At 61.6% G+C, this 16,444-nt stretch carries 30 protein-coding genes and 1 pseudogene; all 31 read right to left on the bottom strand.

Features of this window, described 5'->3' with window-relative positions; genetic code table 11:
- Position 1 precedes the first annotated feature (1 nt).
- A complete protein-coding gene (locus OO015_RS00155) occupies positions 2-982 on the bottom strand; it encodes a DNA-directed RNA polymerase subunit alpha (protein ID WP_265938614.1) in 981 nt (326 codons plus the stop codon).
- Between the two features lie 33 nt (positions 983-1,015).
- Positions 1,016-1,669 (bottom strand): 30S ribosomal protein S4, encoded by a 654-nt coding sequence (rpsD, locus tag OO015_RS00150; protein ID WP_265938612.1) that lies wholly within the window; start codon positions 1,667-1,669, stop codon positions 1,016-1,018.
- 24 nt (positions 1,670-1,693) lie between these two features.
- Complete coding sequence (gene rpsK, locus OO015_RS00145) at positions 1,694-2,101, bottom strand: 30S ribosomal protein S11 (RefSeq protein ID WP_265938610.1); 408 nt, start codon at positions 2,099-2,101, stop codon at positions 1,694-1,696.
- A gap of 37 nt (positions 2,102-2,138) precedes the next feature.
- Complete coding sequence (rpsM, locus tag OO015_RS00140) at positions 2,139-2,522, bottom strand: 30S ribosomal protein S13 (protein ID WP_265938608.1); 384 nt, start codon at positions 2,520-2,522, stop codon at positions 2,139-2,141.
- Between the two features lie 9 nt (positions 2,523-2,531).
- Positions 2,532-2,645 carry a 50S ribosomal protein L36 gene (rpmJ, locus tag OO015_RS00135; protein ID WP_252129199.1) on the bottom strand — a complete coding sequence of 38 codons (114 nt, stop codon included), beginning with the start codon at positions 2,643-2,645 and terminating at the stop codon, positions 2,532-2,534.
- Between the two features lie 21 nt (positions 2,646-2,666).
- Positions 2,667-2,906, bottom strand: coding sequence for a translation initiation factor IF-1 (gene infA, locus OO015_RS00130; RefSeq protein WP_265938606.1), 240 nt, complete (start codon positions 2,904-2,906; stop codon positions 2,667-2,669).
- 62 nt (positions 2,907-2,968) lie between these two features.
- Positions 2,969-3,718, bottom strand: coding sequence for a type I methionyl aminopeptidase (gene map, locus OO015_RS00125; protein ID WP_265938604.1), 750 nt, complete (start codon positions 3,716-3,718; stop codon positions 2,969-2,971).
- Complete coding sequence (locus OO015_RS00120) at positions 3,703-4,404, bottom strand: adenylate kinase (RefSeq protein ID WP_265938602.1); 702 nt, start codon at positions 4,402-4,404, stop codon at positions 3,703-3,705. Before OO015_RS00120 ends, map begins: the two co-directional genes overlap by 16 nt.
- An 8-nt stretch (positions 4,405-4,412) precedes the next feature.
- Entirely contained in the window at positions 4,413-5,711 is a 1,299-nt protein-coding gene (gene secY, locus OO015_RS00115; RefSeq protein ID WP_265938600.1) for a preprotein translocase subunit SecY, read from the bottom strand.
- Positions 5,711-6,151 carry a 50S ribosomal protein L15 gene (gene rplO / locus OO015_RS00110; protein WP_265938598.1) on the bottom strand — a complete coding sequence of 147 codons (441 nt, stop codon included), beginning with the start codon at positions 6,149-6,151 and terminating at the stop codon, positions 5,711-5,713. The genes secY and rplO overlap by 1 nt, the downstream gene beginning before the upstream one ends.
- Before the next feature lie 15 nt (positions 6,152-6,166).
- Positions 6,167-6,370 (bottom strand): 50S ribosomal protein L30, encoded by a 204-nt coding sequence (gene rpmD, locus OO015_RS00105; RefSeq protein ID WP_265938597.1) that lies wholly within the window; start codon positions 6,368-6,370, stop codon positions 6,167-6,169.
- Entirely contained in the window at positions 6,360-6,914 is a 555-nt protein-coding gene (gene rpsE / locus OO015_RS00100; protein ID WP_265938593.1) for a 30S ribosomal protein S5, read from the bottom strand. The genes rpmD and rpsE overlap by 11 nt, the downstream gene beginning before the upstream one ends.
- A gap of 18 nt (positions 6,915-6,932) precedes the next feature.
- Positions 6,933-7,307: a 50S ribosomal protein L18 gene (rplR, locus tag OO015_RS00095; protein WP_265938591.1), complete on the bottom strand. Its 375-nt coding sequence runs from the start codon at positions 7,305-7,307 to the stop codon at positions 6,933-6,935.
- A gap of 83 nt (positions 7,308-7,390) precedes the next feature.
- Positions 7,391-7,945: a 50S ribosomal protein L6 gene (gene rplF / locus OO015_RS00090; RefSeq protein ID WP_265938589.1), complete on the bottom strand. Its 555-nt coding sequence runs from the start codon at positions 7,943-7,945 to the stop codon at positions 7,391-7,393.
- 15 nt (positions 7,946-7,960) lie between these two features.
- Positions 7,961-8,359 (bottom strand): 30S ribosomal protein S8, encoded by a 399-nt coding sequence (rpsH, locus tag OO015_RS00085; protein ID WP_265938586.1) that lies wholly within the window; start codon positions 8,357-8,359, stop codon positions 7,961-7,963.
- Between the two features lie 36 nt (positions 8,360-8,395).
- Positions 8,396-8,581: a type Z 30S ribosomal protein S14 gene (locus OO015_RS00080; protein ID WP_265938584.1), complete on the bottom strand. Its 186-nt coding sequence runs from the start codon at positions 8,579-8,581 to the stop codon at positions 8,396-8,398.
- 23 nt (positions 8,582-8,604) lie between these two features.
- Positions 8,605-9,171 carry a 50S ribosomal protein L5 gene (rplE, locus tag OO015_RS00075; RefSeq protein ID WP_265938582.1) on the bottom strand — a complete coding sequence of 189 codons (567 nt, stop codon included), beginning with the start codon at positions 9,169-9,171 and terminating at the stop codon, positions 8,605-8,607.
- A 12-nt stretch (positions 9,172-9,183) separates the two neighbouring features.
- Positions 9,184-9,528: a 50S ribosomal protein L24 gene (gene rplX / locus OO015_RS00070; protein WP_265938579.1), complete on the bottom strand. Its 345-nt coding sequence runs from the start codon at positions 9,526-9,528 to the stop codon at positions 9,184-9,186.
- Positions 9,529-9,540: 12 nt separating this feature from the next.
- Entirely contained in the window at positions 9,541-9,909 is a 369-nt protein-coding gene (gene rplN, locus OO015_RS00065) for a 50S ribosomal protein L14 (RefSeq protein WP_265938577.1), read from the bottom strand.
- On the bottom strand, positions 9,906-10,199 hold the full coding sequence (gene rpsQ, locus OO015_RS00060; RefSeq protein ID WP_265938575.1) for a 30S ribosomal protein S17: 294 nt from the start codon (positions 10,197-10,199) through the stop codon (positions 9,906-9,908). Before rpsQ ends, rplN begins: the two co-directional genes overlap by 4 nt.
- A 174-nt stretch (positions 10,200-10,373) precedes the next feature.
- Positions 10,374-10,556, bottom strand: a pseudogene (gene rpmC / locus OO015_RS14120) (50S ribosomal protein L29); the annotation flags it as partial.
- Positions 10,553-10,993: a 50S ribosomal protein L16 gene (gene rplP, locus OO015_RS00050; protein WP_265938571.1), complete on the bottom strand. Its 441-nt coding sequence runs from the start codon at positions 10,991-10,993 to the stop codon at positions 10,553-10,555. The pseudogene rpmC and the gene rplP, both read right to left, overlap by 4 nt.
- Positions 10,994-11,009: 16 nt before the next feature.
- Positions 11,010-11,684 carry a 30S ribosomal protein S3 gene (rpsC, locus tag OO015_RS00045; RefSeq protein WP_265938569.1) on the bottom strand — a complete coding sequence of 225 codons (675 nt, stop codon included), beginning with the start codon at positions 11,682-11,684 and terminating at the stop codon, positions 11,010-11,012.
- The gene (gene rplV, locus OO015_RS00040; protein WP_265938567.1) at positions 11,677-12,033 is read right to left on the bottom strand and encodes a 50S ribosomal protein L22; all 357 of its coding nucleotides are present in this window, start codon (positions 12,031-12,033) and stop codon (positions 11,677-11,679) included. Before rplV ends, rpsC begins: the two co-directional genes overlap by 8 nt.
- Positions 12,034-12,062: 29 nt before the next feature.
- Entirely contained in the window at positions 12,063-12,347 is a 285-nt protein-coding gene (gene rpsS / locus OO015_RS00035) for a 30S ribosomal protein S19 (RefSeq protein WP_015921944.1), read from the bottom strand.
- Between the two features lie 19 nt (positions 12,348-12,366).
- Entirely contained in the window at positions 12,367-13,194 is an 828-nt protein-coding gene (gene rplB / locus OO015_RS00030; RefSeq protein ID WP_265938565.1) for a 50S ribosomal protein L2, read from the bottom strand.
- Positions 13,195-13,217: 23 nt separating this feature from the next.
- A complete protein-coding gene (gene rplW / locus OO015_RS00025) occupies positions 13,218-13,523 on the bottom strand; it encodes a 50S ribosomal protein L23 (protein WP_265938562.1) in 306 nt (101 codons plus the stop codon).
- Between the two features lie 3 nt (positions 13,524-13,526).
- Complete coding sequence (rplD, locus tag OO015_RS00020) at positions 13,527-14,165, bottom strand: 50S ribosomal protein L4 (RefSeq protein WP_265938560.1); 639 nt, start codon at positions 14,163-14,165, stop codon at positions 13,527-13,529.
- A gap of 17 nt (positions 14,166-14,182) precedes the next feature.
- Positions 14,183-14,827 (bottom strand): 50S ribosomal protein L3, encoded by a 645-nt coding sequence (rplC, locus tag OO015_RS00015; protein ID WP_416236557.1) that lies wholly within the window; start codon positions 14,825-14,827, stop codon positions 14,183-14,185.
- 89 nt (positions 14,828-14,916) lie between these two features.
- Positions 14,917-15,234: a 30S ribosomal protein S10 gene (gene rpsJ, locus OO015_RS00010; protein ID WP_265938558.1), complete on the bottom strand. Its 318-nt coding sequence runs from the start codon at positions 15,232-15,234 to the stop codon at positions 14,917-14,919.
- A gap of 18 nt (positions 15,235-15,252) precedes the next feature.
- Positions 15,253-16,444 (bottom strand): elongation factor Tu (tuf, locus tag OO015_RS00005; RefSeq protein ID WP_265938555.1); only part of this gene is annotated, 1,192 nt, incomplete at its 5' end.

Here is a 16,444-nt window from a genome sequence, read left to right as displayed (position 1 = left end):
GTTACTCCTCCTCGCTCTCACCGGCACTGACACTCACCTCGGGAATCGCTCCGGTGAAGAGCGGTCCCTCAGTGTAGCCGTTTTCCTGTAACCGCTCCCGGAGCTCCTGTAACGCTCGGGGGCCGAAATTGCGAATACCCAGGAGTTGATCCGGGCGCATCTGGAGCACTTGGCTGACTCGCTCGATACCCCGAGCGCGCAGCGCGTTCAGCACACGCTGCGACAGCCCGATCTCCGAAAGAAGTCGCGAATCATCCACGTGCGATGGTCCCCACTCTTCAGTCGGTTCCTCGGTCCTCTCGCTCTCGAACTCGGCGATCCATCTGGCATGCTGCACGAGAATCCGTGCAGCTTCGATCAGCGCTTTCTGTGGCTCGACCGTTCCGTCGGTCACGATTTCCAGGATCAAACGGTCATAGTCCGTCGCACCACCAACCCGGGTGTGTTCGACGACATAGTTGACCTTGAGGATCGGTGTAAAGATGGCATCGATCGGAATCTCTCCGATCGAACGGATCTCTTGCGCCTCAGCTGGCAGATAACCGCGGCCACGCCCGATCCAGAGATCCATCTCCAATCGAGCGTCATCGTTATCCAAGGTCGCAATGACATGGTCGGGATTCACGACCTCGACTTCCGCCGGCCAATCGATATCGCCAGCTCGCACCACCCCTTCGCCTTGCGCGAAGAGCGTCGCACGCGCTTCGCGGAACTCCGTCAAAGCGCGCAAGCGAACGCCCTTGAGGTTGAGCACAATTTCAGTGACGTCCTCGCGCACACCCTCGATCGTTGAGAACTCGTGCCAGACGCCAGCGATGCGGATGCGCGTGATCGCAGCACCTGGCAACGAGCGCAAAAGGATGCGCCGCAAGGCGTTTCCGAGCGTCGTACCGTACCCTGGGTCGAGTGGCTCGACGACGAACCGCCCGTAGGTCGGTGCCGCATGAGTCTGGATTACTCGCGGTCGTGCAAAGTCGAGCACGAATCTCGCCTCCCCGCTCAGCGTCGGTATGCATTACCGCCGGCTGTAGTACTCAACGATGAGCTGCGTATTGACCGGCGGGATATCGATTTCGTCGCGCGTCGGCAACCGCAAGACGCGCCCGCTCATCGTCTCCAGGTCGCGGCTCAACCAATCCGGCACAGACTTGTTCTTCGCCGTCTCCTCGAGCACCTTGAAATACTCGCGCCGGCGACTCTCCGGCCGTACGGCGATGATGTCACCGGGGCGCACCAGATACGACGGGATATCCGTCTTCCGACCGTTCACCAGGAAATGACCATGGCGAACCAACTGGCGCGCCTGGCGACGGGAGTCGGCGAATCCGAGCCGATAGACGACGTTATCGAGCCTGGACTCGAGAATCTGCAGCAAGTTGTCGCCGGTCAGCCCCGGTCGCCGCGCTGCCTCGTTGTAGTGGCGCCGGAACTGTCGCTCAAGAATGCCATAGACCCTCTTCAACTTCTGCTTCTCGCGCAGCTGCAGTGCATACTCGGATGGCCGCCGAGCTGCACGCTGCATCGGTCCGTGTTGCCCCGGCGGGTAGTTCTTGTTCGGATGACGCTTCACGATCGGGCACTTCGGCCCGAAGCAGCGTTCACCCTTCAGATAGAGCTTCACACCCTCCCGCCGGCAGAGCCGACAGACAGGGCCGATATACCTTCCCATCGAACCTCCTCGTCCGCTTCCGTACTATGTTCGCCGACGCTTCGGTGGCCGGCACCCATTGTGTGGCACCGGCGTGATATCGGTGATCGACATGACCTGCAACCCCGCTGCCGCGAGCGCCCGGATGGCCATCTCCCGCCCAGCGCCGGCCCCCTTGACGAAGACGTCAACCTGCCGCATGCCGTGTTCCATAGCCTTGCGTACCGCGTTCTCAGCGGCGACCTGGGCAGCGTAGGGTGTGCTCTTGCGTGTCCCCTTGAAGCCGCTCGAGCCAGCGCTCGCCCAGGCGATCACATTCCCGTTCGGGTCCGTCATCGTGACGATCGTGTTGTTGAATGTCGCGTGGATGTAGGCACGCCCACGCGGCACATTCTTGCGCTCCCGCCGCCGCGGCCGTGCCCCACGCTGCGCTGCTCGTCTTCGATCGGCCATCCTCACCGCTCTCCTTCATACACGGCGCAATCGAGGCTTACGCCTGCTGCTTCGCCTTCTTCTTCACACCGATGCGCGGGCGCGGTCCCTTGCGGGTGCGCGCGTTGGTTCGCGTTCGCTGCCCGCGAACCGGCAAACCCATCCGGTGACGCAGTCCGCGATAACAACCGATGTCGATCAGTCGCTTGATGTTCATCGCGACTTGGCGCCGCAGGTCACCCTCGACGACCATCTCTTTCTCGATGATGTCACGCAGTCTTTGCACCTCGTCGTCCGTGAGATCCCGGACTTTGGTCCACGGATCGATGCCGGTTCGCTCCAGGATCTTCCGCGCCGTGGACCACCCGATCCCATAAATGAGGGTCAGTGCGTATTCGAGACGCTTGTCACGCGGCAGGTCGACACCTGCGATACGGGCCATCGCTCCCCCTCATCCCTGACGCTGCTTGTGCTTCGGATTCTCGCAGATTACCCGGACCACTCCGTGGCGTCGGATGATCCGGCACTTCGCACAGCGACGCTTCACCGACGCTGACACTTTCATCGTCCTCACCCCCTCGATGCTCTACTCTTCGCCGCGCGTCGGGCCGCGCAATCGATACGTGATCCGACCGCGCGTCAGGTCATACGGTGAAAGCTCTACACGAACTCGGTCACCTGGCAGGATCCGGATGAAATGCATGCGCAGTCGTCCAGCAACGTGCGCAAGCACTTCGTAGCCATTGTCCAGTTGCACCCGGAACATCGCGTTCGGTAATGCCTCGGTGACCGTTCCTTCTACCTCGATGACGTCCTTCTTCGGCACACGCCACCCCGCTCACGCGCGATCGACTCGCACGCATCACAAATGTGCAGTATACCATGTCCTCACGTGCACGTGAGCACCACCGGTCCCTCACGCGAGATCCACACGGTGTGTTCGTAGTGCGCTGCCAGACTCCCGTCAGCTGTCACGACCGTCCACCCGTCCCGCTTGACGCGAGTCGCACCACTTCCCGCGCTCACCATCGGTTCGACAGCGAGCGTCATCCCCTCGCGCAATCGGACACCGTGGCCAGGTGTACCCCAGTTGGGAACAGCTGGTTCCTCGTGCAATGTTCTCCCAATCCCGTGTCCTGTGTACCCCTCGATCACCGAAAAACCGTACTGTCGTACGACCGCCGCGATCGCTGCCCCGATGTCACCGAGATGAGCACCGACGGTGGCCACCGAGCATGCCGCCCAAAACGCCTCTTCAACAGCCTGTACCAGGCGCTCCGCAAGCACACTGCCGCGACCGACGATGACGCTGACCGCAGCATCGGCATGCAGCCCGCCCCACTCGACGCCCACATCGATTTTCAGGAGATCTCCTTCCCGGAGTCGCCGCTGACCCGGAATACCGTGCAAAACCTCATCGTTCACCGACGTGCAGATAGCCGCTGGGAAGCCACGGTAACCGAGAAAGGAGGGCGTACCGCCCTCGCGTGCGATCAGTTCTCGTGCTCGCGCGTCGAGCGCTGCGGTCGTCACGCTAGGGCGAGCCAGCGAGCGCAATTCGTCCAAGACTCGTGCCACGATCCTCCCGGCCCGCCGCATCCGCTCGATCTCGCTCGGTGACTTCAGGACGATCGACATCGGGCAGGATCGCCCAGTACCGGTTCCAGTGCCGAGAGAATCGCCTGCGTGACTTCGTCGATCGGTTGATTGCCGTCGATGTCCAGGACGAGACCTCGCTGGCGATAATATTCCAGGAGCGGTGCAGTCTGCTGCTCGTAGGTATCGAGTCGACGGGCGATCGCTTCCGGCGTATCGTCCGTGCGCTGCACGAGTGCTGCGCCGCACTGATCGCACAGTCCCTCCACGCGCGGGGGAGCGAAGACGCGATGATACGTCGCACCACACTGTGGGCAAATCAGCCGTCCGCTGAGTCGCTCGATCAGTACTGCACGCGGTACAGCCAAATGCACGACAGCGGCGATCGTGTCACCTCGGTCCTGGAGCACGCGATCGAGCGCCTCCGCTTGGGATCGATTACGCGGATACCCGTCCAAGAGTGCCCCGCGATAGTTCGGCATCGCTCGCTCGAGCTCATCGAGCCGCGACAGCAGGACCCGGAGCGTCACATCGTCCGGGACCAGCTCGCCTCGATCGTAGTAACTCCGTACCTCGCGCGCGAGATCGTCATCGCGCGTCATCAACTGGCGAAAGAGATCTCCAGTCGCAACATGCACGAGTCCGAGCGGTGCAGCGATTCGTGCCGCCTGCGTGCCCTTGCCGGATCCTTGTGGCCCGATCAGAATGACGTGACACCGCCCTGCCACACGCCCCCCTAGCGGATGAAACCCTCGTAATTCCGCATGAGTAGTTGTGCCTCGAGCTGTCGCATCGTGTCGATCGCCACCCCGACCACGATCAACAGCGAGGTCGAACTCAGAAACAGCACCGTCACACCCGTGATTTTCGCTACGAGGTAGGGCATTACTGCAATCACACCGAGAAAGAGCGCACCGATGAGAGTGATACGCATCAACACCTTGGTGAGATACTCATCGGTCGCCCGACCAGGGCGAATGCCAGGAATGAAGGCTCCTTGACGCTGCAGTGTTTCAGCGATGTTCTGCTGCTGAAAGAGAATCAACGTGTAGAAGTACGTGAACGCGACCACCATCACGAAGTACGCAATCTGATAGGGCAAACTGTTCGGATCGAATACCCGTGCTAGCCCGTTGGCCAGATCGCGCAACCACCCGATTTCCGAAGTTGCGAGGAAGTTGGCAACCATGCCAGGAAGCAGCAGGATCGAAATCGCAAAGATGAGCGGAATCATCCCAGCAGAGTTTACCTTGAGCGGGATGTACGTCATCCCGCCTCCGTAGACCCGTCCGCGTCGCACACGCCGAGCATGCTGGACCGGAATCCGGCGCTGGCCCTCAGTGATGAGCACGATGCCGACGATAATGAGCAAGCCGATGGCCAAGAAAGCCACAGTTCCAATCAAGTTCTGGGAGAGCGTACCACCGGTAACCAGGCGGCCGACGGCACTCGGTAGACGCGCGACGATACCGCCGAGAATGATGATCGAGACCCCGTTGCCGATCCCGTTTTCGGTAATGAGTTCGCCGAGCCAGACGAGAAACACCGTACCGGCAGTGAGGGTAAGCAATAGTGCCAGGCTCCGCAGCCAGGTGTCGCTCTGGAAGAGACCAAAATCGCGCAATACGCCCGCACTGCTCATCAGCGCAGCGTGTCCGTACGCCTGCAGGAATGCCAATGGGACAGTCAGCCAGTGTGTATATTGATTGATCTTCGCACGGCCGATGTTTCCCTCTTTCGATAACTCAGTGAGCCGCGGAATGACCGGCGTGAGCAGCTGCATGACGATCGAGGCGGTGATATAAGGATAGACACCGAGTGCAACGATCGAAAAGTTCGTCAACGTGCTGCCGGAAAACAAATTGAGCACGCCCAGAAACTGGTTGGTTTCCAGCAGGCGCTGGAGCGCCTGCTGGTCAACACCGGGTACCGGTATCGTCGCCACGAATCGGAAGACGATCAAGATACCGAGCGTGAACAGCAGTTTGCGCCGCAGGTCGGGCAACTTGAACGCACTGACCACTGCTTCGAGCATCAGCGAATGACCTCCACGGTGCCGCCGGCTGCAAGGATCTTCTGGCGCGCACTTTCGGAGAAGGCATGTGCTCGGACATGCAGCGGGCGAGTCACCTCACCGTCACCCAGAATCTTGACTGGTGCCCCCTCCTCGCGAACCAGCCGATAGGCTCGCAGGACACCCGGCGTAATCACGCCCTCCACCGGCAGATCGTTCAACCGTCCGACATTCACGACCTCGAACACGATCTTGAACGGATTCTTGAAACCCCGCTTCCTCCCCAAGCGGAGATACAGCGGGTTCTGGCCTCCCTCGAAGCCGGGGCGAACTCGGTTGCGCGCCCATTGTCCCTTCGTTCCTCGACCCGCTGTCTTCCCTTTGCCAGCCGCGATCCCGCGTCCGACTCGAGTTTTCGGTCGCCTGGACCCCGGAGCTGGTTTCAGTTCGTGCAACCTCATGACGGTCCTCCCGCCTCAGTGACCGCTGTCCTGGTCGACTTCCTCGACGCGCACGAGATGCTGGACCTTTTTGATCATCCCACGGATCGTTGGGGTATCAGGGTGCTCCACGACTTGACGGAGCCGCTTCAATCCCAACGAGCGTAGGGTCTCACGCTGTTCCTCGCGATACCCGATCGCGCTCTTCACGTAGGTGATACGGAGTCGCTTATTCGCCATCGCTCTCCACCCGCTTTCGTCGACCACGCAAGACGCGTTCGACCGGCAAACCGCGCCGGGCTGCGACTTCCTCCGGCGACTCCAGCTGACTCAGCGCGAGCAGGGCAGCCTGCGTGACGTTCACGGGATTGTTGCTGCCGTGCGTCTTCGCGATCAAATCGCGGATCCCAGCAGCTTCTGCGACTGCCCGTACCCCCGCTCCAGCGATGACACCGGTACCCGGAGCAGCCGGCTTCATCAGCACCCGCGTCGCCTTGAACGTCACTTCCACCTCGTGTGGAATGGTCGCCCGGTCGAGCGGCACCTCGATGAGGTTCTTCTTGGCGTTTTCGACCGCCTTCCGGATCGAGTCTGGAACCTCGGTGGCCTTGCCGATCCCGACTCCGACGTGCCCCTGGCCGTCACCGACCACGACGACGCTCCGGAAGTGGAAACGGCGGCCACCTTGGACGACCTTGGCGACGCGTGCGATTTGGATGACTCGTTCACGCAATTCGCCAACACGGCTCGGATCGACTCGTCGATGTTCCTTCAGTATCGCCATTGTTGCCCTCGCCTCACACTAGAACTGCAGACCGGCAGCGCGGGCACCATCTGCGAGCGCCTTTACCCGTCCGTGGTACTTGTAACCACCGCGATCGAAAACGACTTTCGTGATACCCTGCGCGAGCGCTCGCTCACCGATGACCTGCCCCACGACGCGTGCCTCCTCCACCTTCGGATGCGGGTCCGGGAACCGTTCCCGCACCTCGCGCTCCAAGGTCGAGGCAGCCACTAAGGTGTGGCCGCGCGAATCGTCGATGATCTGTGCGTAGATGTGCTTGTTGCTCCGGAAAACGTTCAGGCGCGGACGCTCCGGTGTACCGAAAACTCGCGCCCGAACGCGTAAGTGACGGCGCTTCCGCGGCGAGAGTCGCCGCTTGTACTGGAACCGCATCCTATCCCTCCATCACCGCATGAGCCGCTCGATCCCCGCCTGATCAGGCGCTTTCGAGCGGCAACCGAGGCCGGAGACAGACGCTACTTGCGTGCCTTGCCTGTCTTCCCGGTCTTGCCCGCCTTCCGGCGGACGACCTCACCGACGTACCGAATGCCCTTGCCTTGGTATGGCTCCGGCGGACGGACGCGACGGATTTGAGCAGCCACTTCCCCGACCAGCTGCTTGTCGATACCCAAGACGGCGATTCGGGTCGGCGATTCGACGAGAAAGCTGATACCTGGCGGCGGTTCGATCCGCACCGGATGGGAATAGCCGACGTTGAGAACGAGCGCCTTCCCCTCGAGCGCCGCACGATACCCGACTCCGTGAATCTCCAGATCTTTACGGAATCCCTCCGTCACCCCTTGCACCATATTGGCGATCAGGGTGCGGTACAAGCCGTGCAACTGCTTGAAGAAGCGCTCATCCGAGGGACGCTGGACCTGAATGGTTCCATCCACCCGCTGAATGATCATTTGCGGATGAACCTTGAGTTCCAGCTGTCCTTTCGGTCCGCTCACCCGAACGAGCCCGTCGGCAATGTGCACGTCCACACCAGGTGGGATCGGAATCGGTCGCTTGCCGATGCGCGACATCTGCGGCCTCCCGACCTAAAACACTGTGCAGATCACTTCACCGCCGATGCCACGACGGCGCGCCTCCGCATCCGTCATCACCCCCTGCGATGTGGTGAGAATCGCAATTCCGAGCCCGCCCTTCACGCGCGGGATCTCGTCTTTGCCGACATAGATGCGCAGACCGGGTTTCGAGACGCGCTTGATCTCGCGGATCGCAGGCCGCTTGTCCGGCGTGTACTTCAAGCGAATCCGCAAGATCGGTCGTGGCTCGGCCGGTTCAACAATGTAATCCGCAATGTATCCTTCCTCTTTCAGGATGCGAGCGATCTCCACGAGGATCTTGGACGCCGGAACTGTGGTTTCCGCTTTCCGCCCCATTCCGGCGTTCCGAATCCGTGTGAGCATATCGCCGATCGGATCATTGACCGTCATCGCTCTCCACGTCCCACTCAACCGTTCCAGCATCCTTCACCAACTCGCCTTCTTGACCCCCGGCAGTTTCCCCATCGAAGCGAGCTGCCGGAAGCAGATTCGGCACAAACCGAACTTTCGCATGTATGCACGCGGTCGCCCACACAACTTGCAGCGATTCCGCTGGCGTACCGCATACTTCGGCGGTTTCAGAGAAGCGACGATTTTCGCTTTCCGAGCCATGTCCTCTACTCGCCTCCATGTCCTCAGTCACGGAACGGCATGCCGAGCAATTCCAGCAGCCGTTTTGCTTGGATATCGGTCCGCGCCGTTGTCACGATCGTGACTTCCAGCCCCCGAACCTTGTCGATCTTATCGTAATCCACTTCGGGAAAGACGATTTGCTCACGCAGACCGAGCGAGTAATTTCCGCGGCCATCGAAGGAGCGGGACGAGACCCCCCGGAAGTCACGGATTCGCGGCAACGCGATCGCGATCAGTCGATCCAAGAAGTCCCACATGCGATTGCCGCGCAAGGTCACCATGACGCCGATCGGCATGCCTTTCCGCAACTTGAAACCAGCGATCGACTTTCGCGCACGTCGCACCACCGGCCGTTGGCCAGTGATCGCAGCCAGATCGTTCATCGCGTAGTCGATCGCCTTCGGATTGGAGACTGCCTCGCCCAACCCGATATTGAGCACGATCTTCTCGAGCCGCGGTACCGCGAAGCGGTGTGGGTACCCGAACTCTTCCATCAACTTCGGAACCACCTCTTCGCGATACCGGCGCTTCAATCGCGGCTCGACTCGCTCATGCACTTCCGTCGCCATCGCTCACTCGCCTCACTTCGCTCGACGTTGTGCAGTCGGCTTTTCGATCGTCTGGCCACACTTCTTGCAATAGCGAACCTTTTCACCATCTTCCGTGAAGCGGAAACCAACGCGTGTCGGTTTGCCGCAGTTCGGGCAAATCAGCATCACTTTCGAAACGTGGATCGGTGCCTCCATCTCGATAATGCCAGCCTGCCGCACACCGGGGATCGCCCGCTGGTGCTTTTTGACGATGTTCACTCCTTCGACGATCACCCGGTCTTCCCGCGGAAAGTTGCGGCGAACCCGACCACGCGCTCCTTTATCCTTGCCGCGGATGACGATCACTTCGTCTCCTGTGACGATCTTGTCAGCCATGGTTGGCACCCCTCACAGTACTTCCGGTGCCAGGGAGACGATACGCATGTACTGTCGGTCTCTCAGCTCCCGCGCGACCGGGCCAAAGATTCTGGTACCCCGCGGCTGCCCCTGTGGCGTCACGAGCACCGCTGCGTTATCGTCGAACTTGATGTAGGAGCCGTCTTTGCGTCGGTACTCCTTCTTCGTGCGCACGATCACGGCATAGACGACGTCGCCCTTCTTGACCGACGCATTCGGCTCGGCCTTCTTCACCGACGCGACGATAAGGTCCCCCACCGTCCCGTACCGACGCTTGGAACCTCCGAGGACACGGATACACATGATTTCCTTCGCACCGGTGTTGTCCGCAACCACCAGCTTCGACAGCGGCTGGATCATAGCTCGCCCTCACCCTCGCCCTCGGTCTCCTCGATGATCTCCGCTTGCACCTCGGGCGTCGCACGTTCCAGAATCTTGCGGACGATCCATCGCTTCGTTTTGCTAATCGGCCGCGTCTCTTCGATCAGAACCAGATCACCGATGCGGCAGAGGTTGTATTCGTCGTGTGCATAGAACTTGCTCGTGCGACGGATCGTCTTCTTGTACAACGGATGGCGACGCCAATAGTCGACCGCCACGACGACGGTCTTATCCATTTTATCCGAAACGACGCGACCGACCTTGGTCACCCGCCGTTTCGGTCGCTGCTGCGGAGCTGACGTCGAACCCTGCTGAGGTGTGCTGCGCTCCTCCACCCTCGATCACCCCTTTCGCTGCTGGAGTTCCAGCTGTTTCCGGCGCTTCCGCTCTCGTCGAGTCAGCTTGGGTGGCGGCAGCTTGCCCTCCTGCGCGAGTCGTGCACGCTCGCGCTCGGTCAGGATCGTCAAGATACGCGCAATATCCTTCCGGGACTTGCGAATCGCCGATGTGTCCTTCAGCTGACCGAGCGCTGCAGCGAAACGCAGGTCTCGTACCTGGTTCCGGAGCTCTTCGAGCTTCTGCCGCAATTGCTCGTCTGTCATCGCGCGCAGTTCGTCCGGTTTCATGCCTGCTCCTCCCCGACGGTCTCGCCGAGTCGCTCGCGTTTGACGATCCGGCACTTACAAGGCAGCTTGTGGATCGCACGCGTGAGCGCTTCCATGGCGAGTTCCTCGCGCACCCCAGCGAGCTCGAAAAGGATCCGCCCAGGCTTGACGACATCCATCCAGTATTCCGGGTTACCCTTACCGCTCCCCATCCGTGTCTCAGCCGGCTTCTTCGTGACCGGCTTGTCCGGGAAGACGCGGATCCACACCTTCCCGCCACGCCGGACGGCATTGGTGATCGCACGGCGTGCCGCCTCGATTTGCTGGGCAGTGACCCACGCTGGTTCCAGGGCCTGAATGCCGTACTCCCCGAAGGCCAGCGTGCTACCCCGCCAGGCGATCCCCTTCGTGCGATACCGATGCTGTTTGCGGTGTTGCACCCGTCGTGGCATCAACATCGTCGCACCTCGTTCCCTATTCAGCCGTCACCCCGGCGGCAGCCGCTGTCGGCTTCGCCTCGGGCAGCACATCACCGTGGTAGATCCATACCTTCACGCCGATCTGTCCGTAAATCGTGGGAGCGTGGACTACCGCGTAATCGATGTTCGCACGGATGGTGCTCAGCGGCACCCGGCCTACCATCTCCCAGACCATCCGCTTCATCTCGGCTCCACCGAGGCGCCCTTTGACGCGAATCTTGATTCCTTTCGCACCTGCCCGCATCGCCGCAGCAGCGGCGTGCTTCATCGCTCGACGGTAGGAAACACGCCGCGTGATTTGCTCCGCAATGCTTTCCGCCACCAGGCGCGCATCGAGTTCGGGTTTTCGCACTTCGTGGATGTTCAGGTGAACCTTCTTCCCGATGCGTGCCTCGAGCAACTGTCGCAGTCGCTCGACATTGGCGCCTTGCTTTCCGATAACCACACCCGGCTTCGCAGTGTGGATCGTCACGTCGACGCGATTCACCGCGCGCTGGATCTCGATACGCGAGATACCGGCACGCGGAAGCTCCCGCTGGATGATCTCGCGAATGTCGAGATCCTCGTGCAGTTGCTCCCGGTATTGCCGGTCCTTCTCAGCGAACCACTTTGATTCCCAGTCGTGGACGATACCGAGGCGAAAGCCGATCGGATTGACTTTCCTACCCACGCGGCGCTCCCTTCTCCGGTAGCTCATCGAGAATCACCGTGATGTGCGAGGTCCGGCGCCACTTGCGCCCGACCCGTCCGCGCGCGTGGGGCTGCCAACGCTTGTAGCGTGGCCCCTCATCGACGTAGATCCGCTTGATGTAGAGCCGCTCAGGATCGAGATCGTAGTTGTGCTCAGCGTTCGCCGCAGCAGACCGCAAAAGCTTCCAGGCGATCGGTGCTGTCTTCTGCGGCAGCGCTTGCAGAATCGCCAGAGCTTCCTGAAGCGGCTTCCCGCGAATGACGTCGATCACCATTCGCGCCTTTTTGGGTGACACCCGGACCTCGCGTACCTTGGCACGGACCTCCATGTCGAACCACTCCCTCTCACACAGACCACTCAGCGACGCCGGGTCGTCCGCTCAGCGTCCTTCCCATGGCCGCGGTACGTCCGGGTGGGCGCGAATTCCCCGAGTTTATGGCCGACCATCTGCTCCGTGATGTAGATCGGCACGTGCCGCCGTCCATCGTGGACTGCGATCGTGTGGCCGACCATCTCGGGGAAAATCGTGCAGTCACGCGCCCAGGTACGGATGACCCGACGCTCCCCGGTTCGGTTCAGCTCGTCGATCTTCTTCTTCAGTTTCGGATCGATGTACGGACCCTTTTTCGATGAACGCCCCATCGCGACACCTCCTCACCGGCTAGGCCTCGTAGCGCCGCCGGATGATGAACCGGTCTGACCGCTTGTTCCGGCGCGTGCGCTTCCCGAGCGCCGGCTCCCCCCACGGGGTCTTCGGTGGCATCCCACGCGGTGCCTTTCCTTCTCCACCTCCGTGCGGGTGATCACGCGGCGTCATCGCCGAACCACGCACGGTCGGACGCCACCCCATGTGCCGCTTTCGACCGGCCTTCCCGATACTCACGTTCTGGTGATCGAGATTCCCCACCTGCCCAATGGTGGCCATGCAGTCAGCATGCACCATCCGGATCTCCCCGGAAGGCAGGCGTAGATGTACATAATTATCCACCTTCGCGACCACCTGGGCGACAGCTCCCGCTGCACGCGCCAGCTGGCCACCGCGACCGGGGTACAACTCCACATTGTGGACAAAGGTCCCCAAGGGAATGTCCCGGAGCGGCAATGCATTGCCGACGCGAATCGGCGATCCCGGCCCAGACTGCACGACGTCACCCACCCTGAGTCCGAGCGGTGCGAGAATGTACCGCTTCTCGCCATCCGCGTAGTGCAACAACGCGATGAAAGCGGTACGATTCGGGTCATACTCGATCGCAGCCACCTTCGCTGGGATGCCCCACTTGTCGCGCCGGAAGTCGATGATGCGATAGAAGCGCTTGTTCCCACCGCCCCGGTGACGAGTGGTGATCACGCCCCGGTTATTCCGACCGGCATACTTCTTCAGTGGCTCGATCAGCGACTTTTCCGGCTCGTCCTTCGTGATCTCCTCATACGTGAGCACCGACATGTTGCGGCGCCCAGGCGTCGTCGGTTTGTAGACCTTGATCGGCATTGCGACACCTCATCTCAGACGCGTCAGAGCTGACTGAAGAGGTCGATCGTGTACCCGGGTTCGAGCGTCACGATCGCCTTCTTCCACGATCGTTCGCGACCAACGATCGGCGCACCACGCTTGCGGAATCGGCGGCGCACCTTGCCGCGAACGTTCATGGTGTTCACCTTCTTCACCTTGACGTTGAACGTCCGCTCGATCGCTTCCTTGATCTGAATCTTGTTCGCGGCCGGGTGCACCTCAAACATGTACTGGTTCATCTCCATGAGCCGCGTATTCTTCTCCGTGATCAGCGGGCGCCGGATGATTTCCTGATAGGTGAGTTCCATCGCTCACACCCCCTCCTGCGCCCAAAGGCGATGGATCACGTCGATCGCCTCAGGTGTGAGAATCATGCGCTCGTACTTGAGCCCATCCCGGACATTCATATTGTGCGCAACGAGCACCTTCACATCCTCCAGGTTCCCGGCTGCTCGCCGCACGTTCTCGCGACGCTGATCGACGACGATCAGTGTCGACCGTGCATCGGCGAGCGGCAGGCGCTGGAGGACACTCTTCATCACCTTGGTCTTCGGCTCGATCTCGTTGAGTCCCTGCACCACGACGATCTGATTCTCGCGCTGCTTGACCGACAGGAGCGACCGAATCGCTAGCCGGCGCATCTTCCGTGGCATCTTCTGCCGATACGACCGGGGGTGCGGACCCCAGACCACGCCACCGCCCTTCCAGTGCGGTGCCCGGATGCTTCCCTGGCGTGCCCGGCCCGTCCCCTTCTGCCGCCACGGTTTTCGACCACCACCACGCACTTCACCACGCGTCTTGGTATCGTGCGTACCAGCACGCGCGTTCGCGCGCTGACGCACCAGCGCCTGGTGCATGACCGGAATATTCGGCGTGATGTTGAAGACAGAGTCAGCCAACTCGATATTGTCGACTGCCCGTCCCTCGAGGTCGTAGACTGGAACCAACATGCCTCGCTCTCCCTCCATCACGCCGATGCCTTCGCCCGCCGCTGCTTGATCGCATGACGGACGATGACGAGTCCGTTCGGATGCCCAGGCACTGCTCCCCGCACCAGGACGAGATTCCGTTGCGGGTCGACCTGCATGACCTTGAGGTTCTGCACCGTGACCCGCACCGGTCCCATACGGCCCGCCATACGCTTGCCCTTATGGACACGACCGGGGTCAGTGGTCGGCCCGATCGATCCCGGCGCGCGATGCCGATCCGATTGTCCGTGTGTCTTCGGTCCCCCCGCGAACCCGTGCCGCTTCACACCCCCCTGAAAGCCGCGTCCCTTGCGCCAGCCGATCACGTCGACCAGCTGCCCCGGCTGGAAGATGCTGCAGTCGACGACTTGCCCGACCTGGAACTGGCTCGGGTCATCGACACGGACTTCTTTGAGATACCGTGGCGACGCCCCTGAGGCCCGTAAGTGCCCCTGCATCGGCTTGTTCTGTCGCTTGCGGTGCCCGAAGCCGAGCTGGACAGCTTCGTAGCCATCGCGCTCCTTGGTTTTCACCTGCGTGACAACGCATGGGCCGACTTCGAGGACAGTAACAGGTATCGCCCGTCCAGCCTCGTCGAAGATTTGGGTCATGCCGAGTTTGCGACCCAACAGTCCCTCGATCATTGGCTCTCCCCACTACCTCTGGTGGCCCCAGGCACTCTCACGTGCCCTCGCCACACGACGAGCATGATCAGGAACGTGGTCTCCCACGTTCAGAGCTTGATCTCGATGTCTACCCCTGCCGGCAACGTCAGCCGCATCAGCGCGCGGATCGTCGACGGACTCGGCTCGAGCACGTCGATCAGCCGCTTGTGGGTGCGGATCTCGAAGTGCTCCTGCGAGTCCTTGTCGATGAACGGCGAGCGGATAACGGTGAACCGTTCGATCCGCGTGGGCAGGGGTATCGGTCCCGCCACTTTTGCACCAGTACTTTCAGCCGTCTCGACGATCTGTCGAGCCGACTGATCGAGGATCCGGTGATCGTGCGATTTCAGCCGGATCCGAATCCGTTGTGCCGGTCTGCGCGACATCGTCGCTCACCCCTCAGCCTACTTGATGATCTTGGTGACGACGCCGGCGCCGACCGTGCGGCCCCCTTCGCGGATGGCAAAGCGCGACCCTTCCTCCAGCGCCACCGGCTTGTCCAACACCACCCGCAGCCGCACGTTGTCCCCCGGCATCACCATCTCCACCCCCTCCGGCAGCCCCGCGACCTCCCCCGTCACGTCCGTCGTCCGAATGTAAAACTGCGGCCGATACCCCGCAAAGAACGGCGTGTGCCGCCCCCCCTCCTCCTTCGACAACACGTACACCTCCGCCTCGAACTCCGTGTGCGGCGTGATCGACCCCGGCGCCGCCAGCACCATCCCCCGCTCAACCTCGTCCCGCTCGATCCCCCGCAACAAGCACCCGATGTTGTCCCCCGCTACCGCCTCGTCCAACACCTTCTGGAACATCTCGATCGACGTCACCACCGTCTGCCGCGTCGGCCCCAGCCCCACGATCTCGACCGTCTCCCCAGGCCGCAGCCGCCCACGCTCCACCCGACCCGTCACCACCGTCCCACGCCCTTTGATCCCAAATACGTCCTCGATCGGCATCAAAAACGGCTTGTCCACCGCCCGCACCGGCGTCGGGATGTACTCGTCCACCACCCGCAACAGCTCCCAGATCGGCGCATACTCCGGCGCCTCCGGATCCGTCGCACTCGACTCCAGTGCCCGCAGCGCCGACCCCCGTACCACCGGCACGCTCTCCCCCGGATACCCATACTGGCTCAACAGCTCCCGGACCTCCAGCTCCACCAGCTCCAACAACTCCGGATCATCCAGCATGTCCACCTTGTTCAAAAACACCACGATCGCCGGCACTTCCACCTGCCGCGCCAGCAAAATGTGCTCCCGCGTCTGCGGCATCGGCCCATCCGGCGCACTCACCACCAAAATCGCCCCGTCCATCTGCGCCGCACCCGTGATCATGTTCTTGATGTAGTCCGCATGCCCCGGACAATCCACATGCGCATAGTGCCGCTTCTCCGTCTCATACTCCACGTGGCTGATCGCTATCGTGATCCCCCGCGCCCGCTCCTCCGGCGCCTTGTCGATCTGCTCGTACGGCTTATAGTTCGCCCACCCCTTGAAACTCAACACCTTCGTGATCGCCGCCGTCAACGTCGTCTTCCCATGATCCACATGCCCAATCGTCCCTACGTTCACGTGCGGCTTCGTCCGCTCAAACCGC

The sequence above is a fragment of the Thermomicrobium sp. 4228-Ro genome, from assembly GCF_026241205.1.
Lineage (GTDB): Bacteria > Chloroflexota > Chloroflexia > Thermomicrobiales > Thermomicrobiaceae > Thermomicrobium.
This window is presented reverse-complemented; position numbering and strand designations above follow the sequence as displayed.

What these genes read in the sequence shown, in the direction of transcription:
- rplX (WP_265938579.1), bottom strand. Translation starts at nt 9,528, where the DNA reads ATGGCTGACAAGATCGTCACAGGAGACGAAGTGATCGTCATCCGCGGC.
- rplC (WP_416236557.1), bottom strand. Translation starts at nt 14,827, where the DNA reads ATGATCGAGGGACTGTTGGGTCGCAAACTCGGCATGACCCAAATCTTC.
- rplE (WP_265938582.1), bottom strand. Translation starts at nt 9,171, where the DNA reads ATGGCGACGGAAGTGCATGAGCGAGTCGAGCCGCGATTGAAGCGCCGG.
- rpmD (WP_265938597.1), bottom strand. Translation starts at nt 6,370, where the DNA reads ATGGCGAATAAGCGACTCCGTATCACCTACGTGAAGAGCGCGATCGGG.
- rplD (WP_265938560.1), bottom strand. Translation starts at nt 14,165, where the DNA reads ATGTTGGTTCCAGTCTACGACCTCGAGGGACGGGCAGTCGACAATATC.
- rpsJ (WP_265938558.1), bottom strand. Translation starts at nt 15,234, where the DNA reads ATGTCGCGCAGACCGGCACAACGGATTCGGATCCGGCTGAAATCGCAC.
- rplN (WP_265938577.1), bottom strand. Translation starts at nt 9,909, where the DNA reads ATGATCCAGCCGCTGTCGAAGCTGGTGGTTGCGGACAACACCGGTGCG.
- rpsH (WP_265938586.1), bottom strand. Translation starts at nt 8,359, where the DNA reads ATGACGGTCAATGATCCGATCGGCGATATGCTCACACGGATTCGGAAC.
- map (WP_265938604.1), bottom strand. Translation starts at nt 3,718, where the DNA reads ATGTCGATCGTCCTGAAGTCACCGAGCGAGATCGAGCGGATGCGGCGG.
- rplF (WP_265938589.1), bottom strand. Translation starts at nt 7,945, where the DNA reads ATGTCGCGCATCGGCAAGCGACCGATTCCGATCCCACCTGGTGTGGAC.
- secY (WP_265938600.1), bottom strand. Translation starts at nt 5,711, where the DNA reads ATGCTCGAAGCAGTGGTCAGTGCGTTCAAGTTGCCCGACCTGCGGCGC.
- rplW (WP_265938562.1), bottom strand. Translation starts at nt 13,523, where the DNA reads ATGGAACTCACCTATCAGGAAATCATCCGGCGCCCGCTGATCACGGAG.
- rplP (WP_265938571.1), bottom strand. Translation starts at nt 10,993, where the DNA reads ATGTTGATGCCACGACGGGTGCAACACCGCAAACAGCATCGGTATCGC.
- OO015_RS00080 (WP_265938584.1), bottom strand. Translation starts at nt 8,581, where the DNA reads ATGGCTCGGAAAGCGAAAATCGTCGCTTCTCTGAAACCGCCGAAGTAT.
- rplO (WP_265938598.1), bottom strand. Translation starts at nt 6,151, where the DNA reads ATGAGGTTGCACGAACTGAAACCAGCTCCGGGGTCCAGGCGACCGAAA.
- rpmJ (WP_252129199.1), bottom strand. Translation starts at nt 2,645, where the DNA reads ATGAAAGTGTCAGCGTCGGTGAAGCGTCGCTGTGCGAAGTGCCGGATC.
- rpsK (WP_265938610.1), bottom strand. Translation starts at nt 2,101, where the DNA reads ATGGCCGATCGAAGACGAGCAGCGCAGCGTGGGGCACGGCCGCGGCGG.
- rpsS (WP_015921944.1), bottom strand. Translation starts at nt 12,347, where the DNA reads ATGGGGCGTTCATCGAAAAAGGGTCCGTACATCGATCCGAAACTGAAG.
- rpsM (WP_265938608.1), bottom strand. Translation starts at nt 2,522, where the DNA reads ATGGCCCGTATCGCAGGTGTCGACCTGCCGCGTGACAAGCGTCTCGAA.
- rplV (WP_265938567.1), bottom strand. Translation starts at nt 12,033, where the DNA reads ATGGAGGTCCGTGCCAAGGTACGCGAGGTCCGGGTGTCACCCAAAAAG.
- rpsE (WP_265938593.1), bottom strand. Translation starts at nt 6,914, where the DNA reads ATGGCGATACTGAAGGAACATCGACGAGTCGATCCGAGCCGTGTTGGC.
- rpsD (WP_265938612.1), bottom strand. Translation starts at nt 1,669, where the DNA reads ATGGGAAGGTATATCGGCCCTGTCTGTCGGCTCTGCCGGCGGGAGGGT.
- rplB (WP_265938565.1), bottom strand. Translation starts at nt 13,194, where the DNA reads ATGCCGATCAAGGTCTACAAACCGACGACGCCTGGGCGCCGCAACATG.
- rplR (WP_265938591.1), bottom strand. Translation starts at nt 7,307, where the DNA reads ATGCGGTTCCAGTACAAGCGGCGACTCTCGCCGCGGAAGCGCCGTCAC.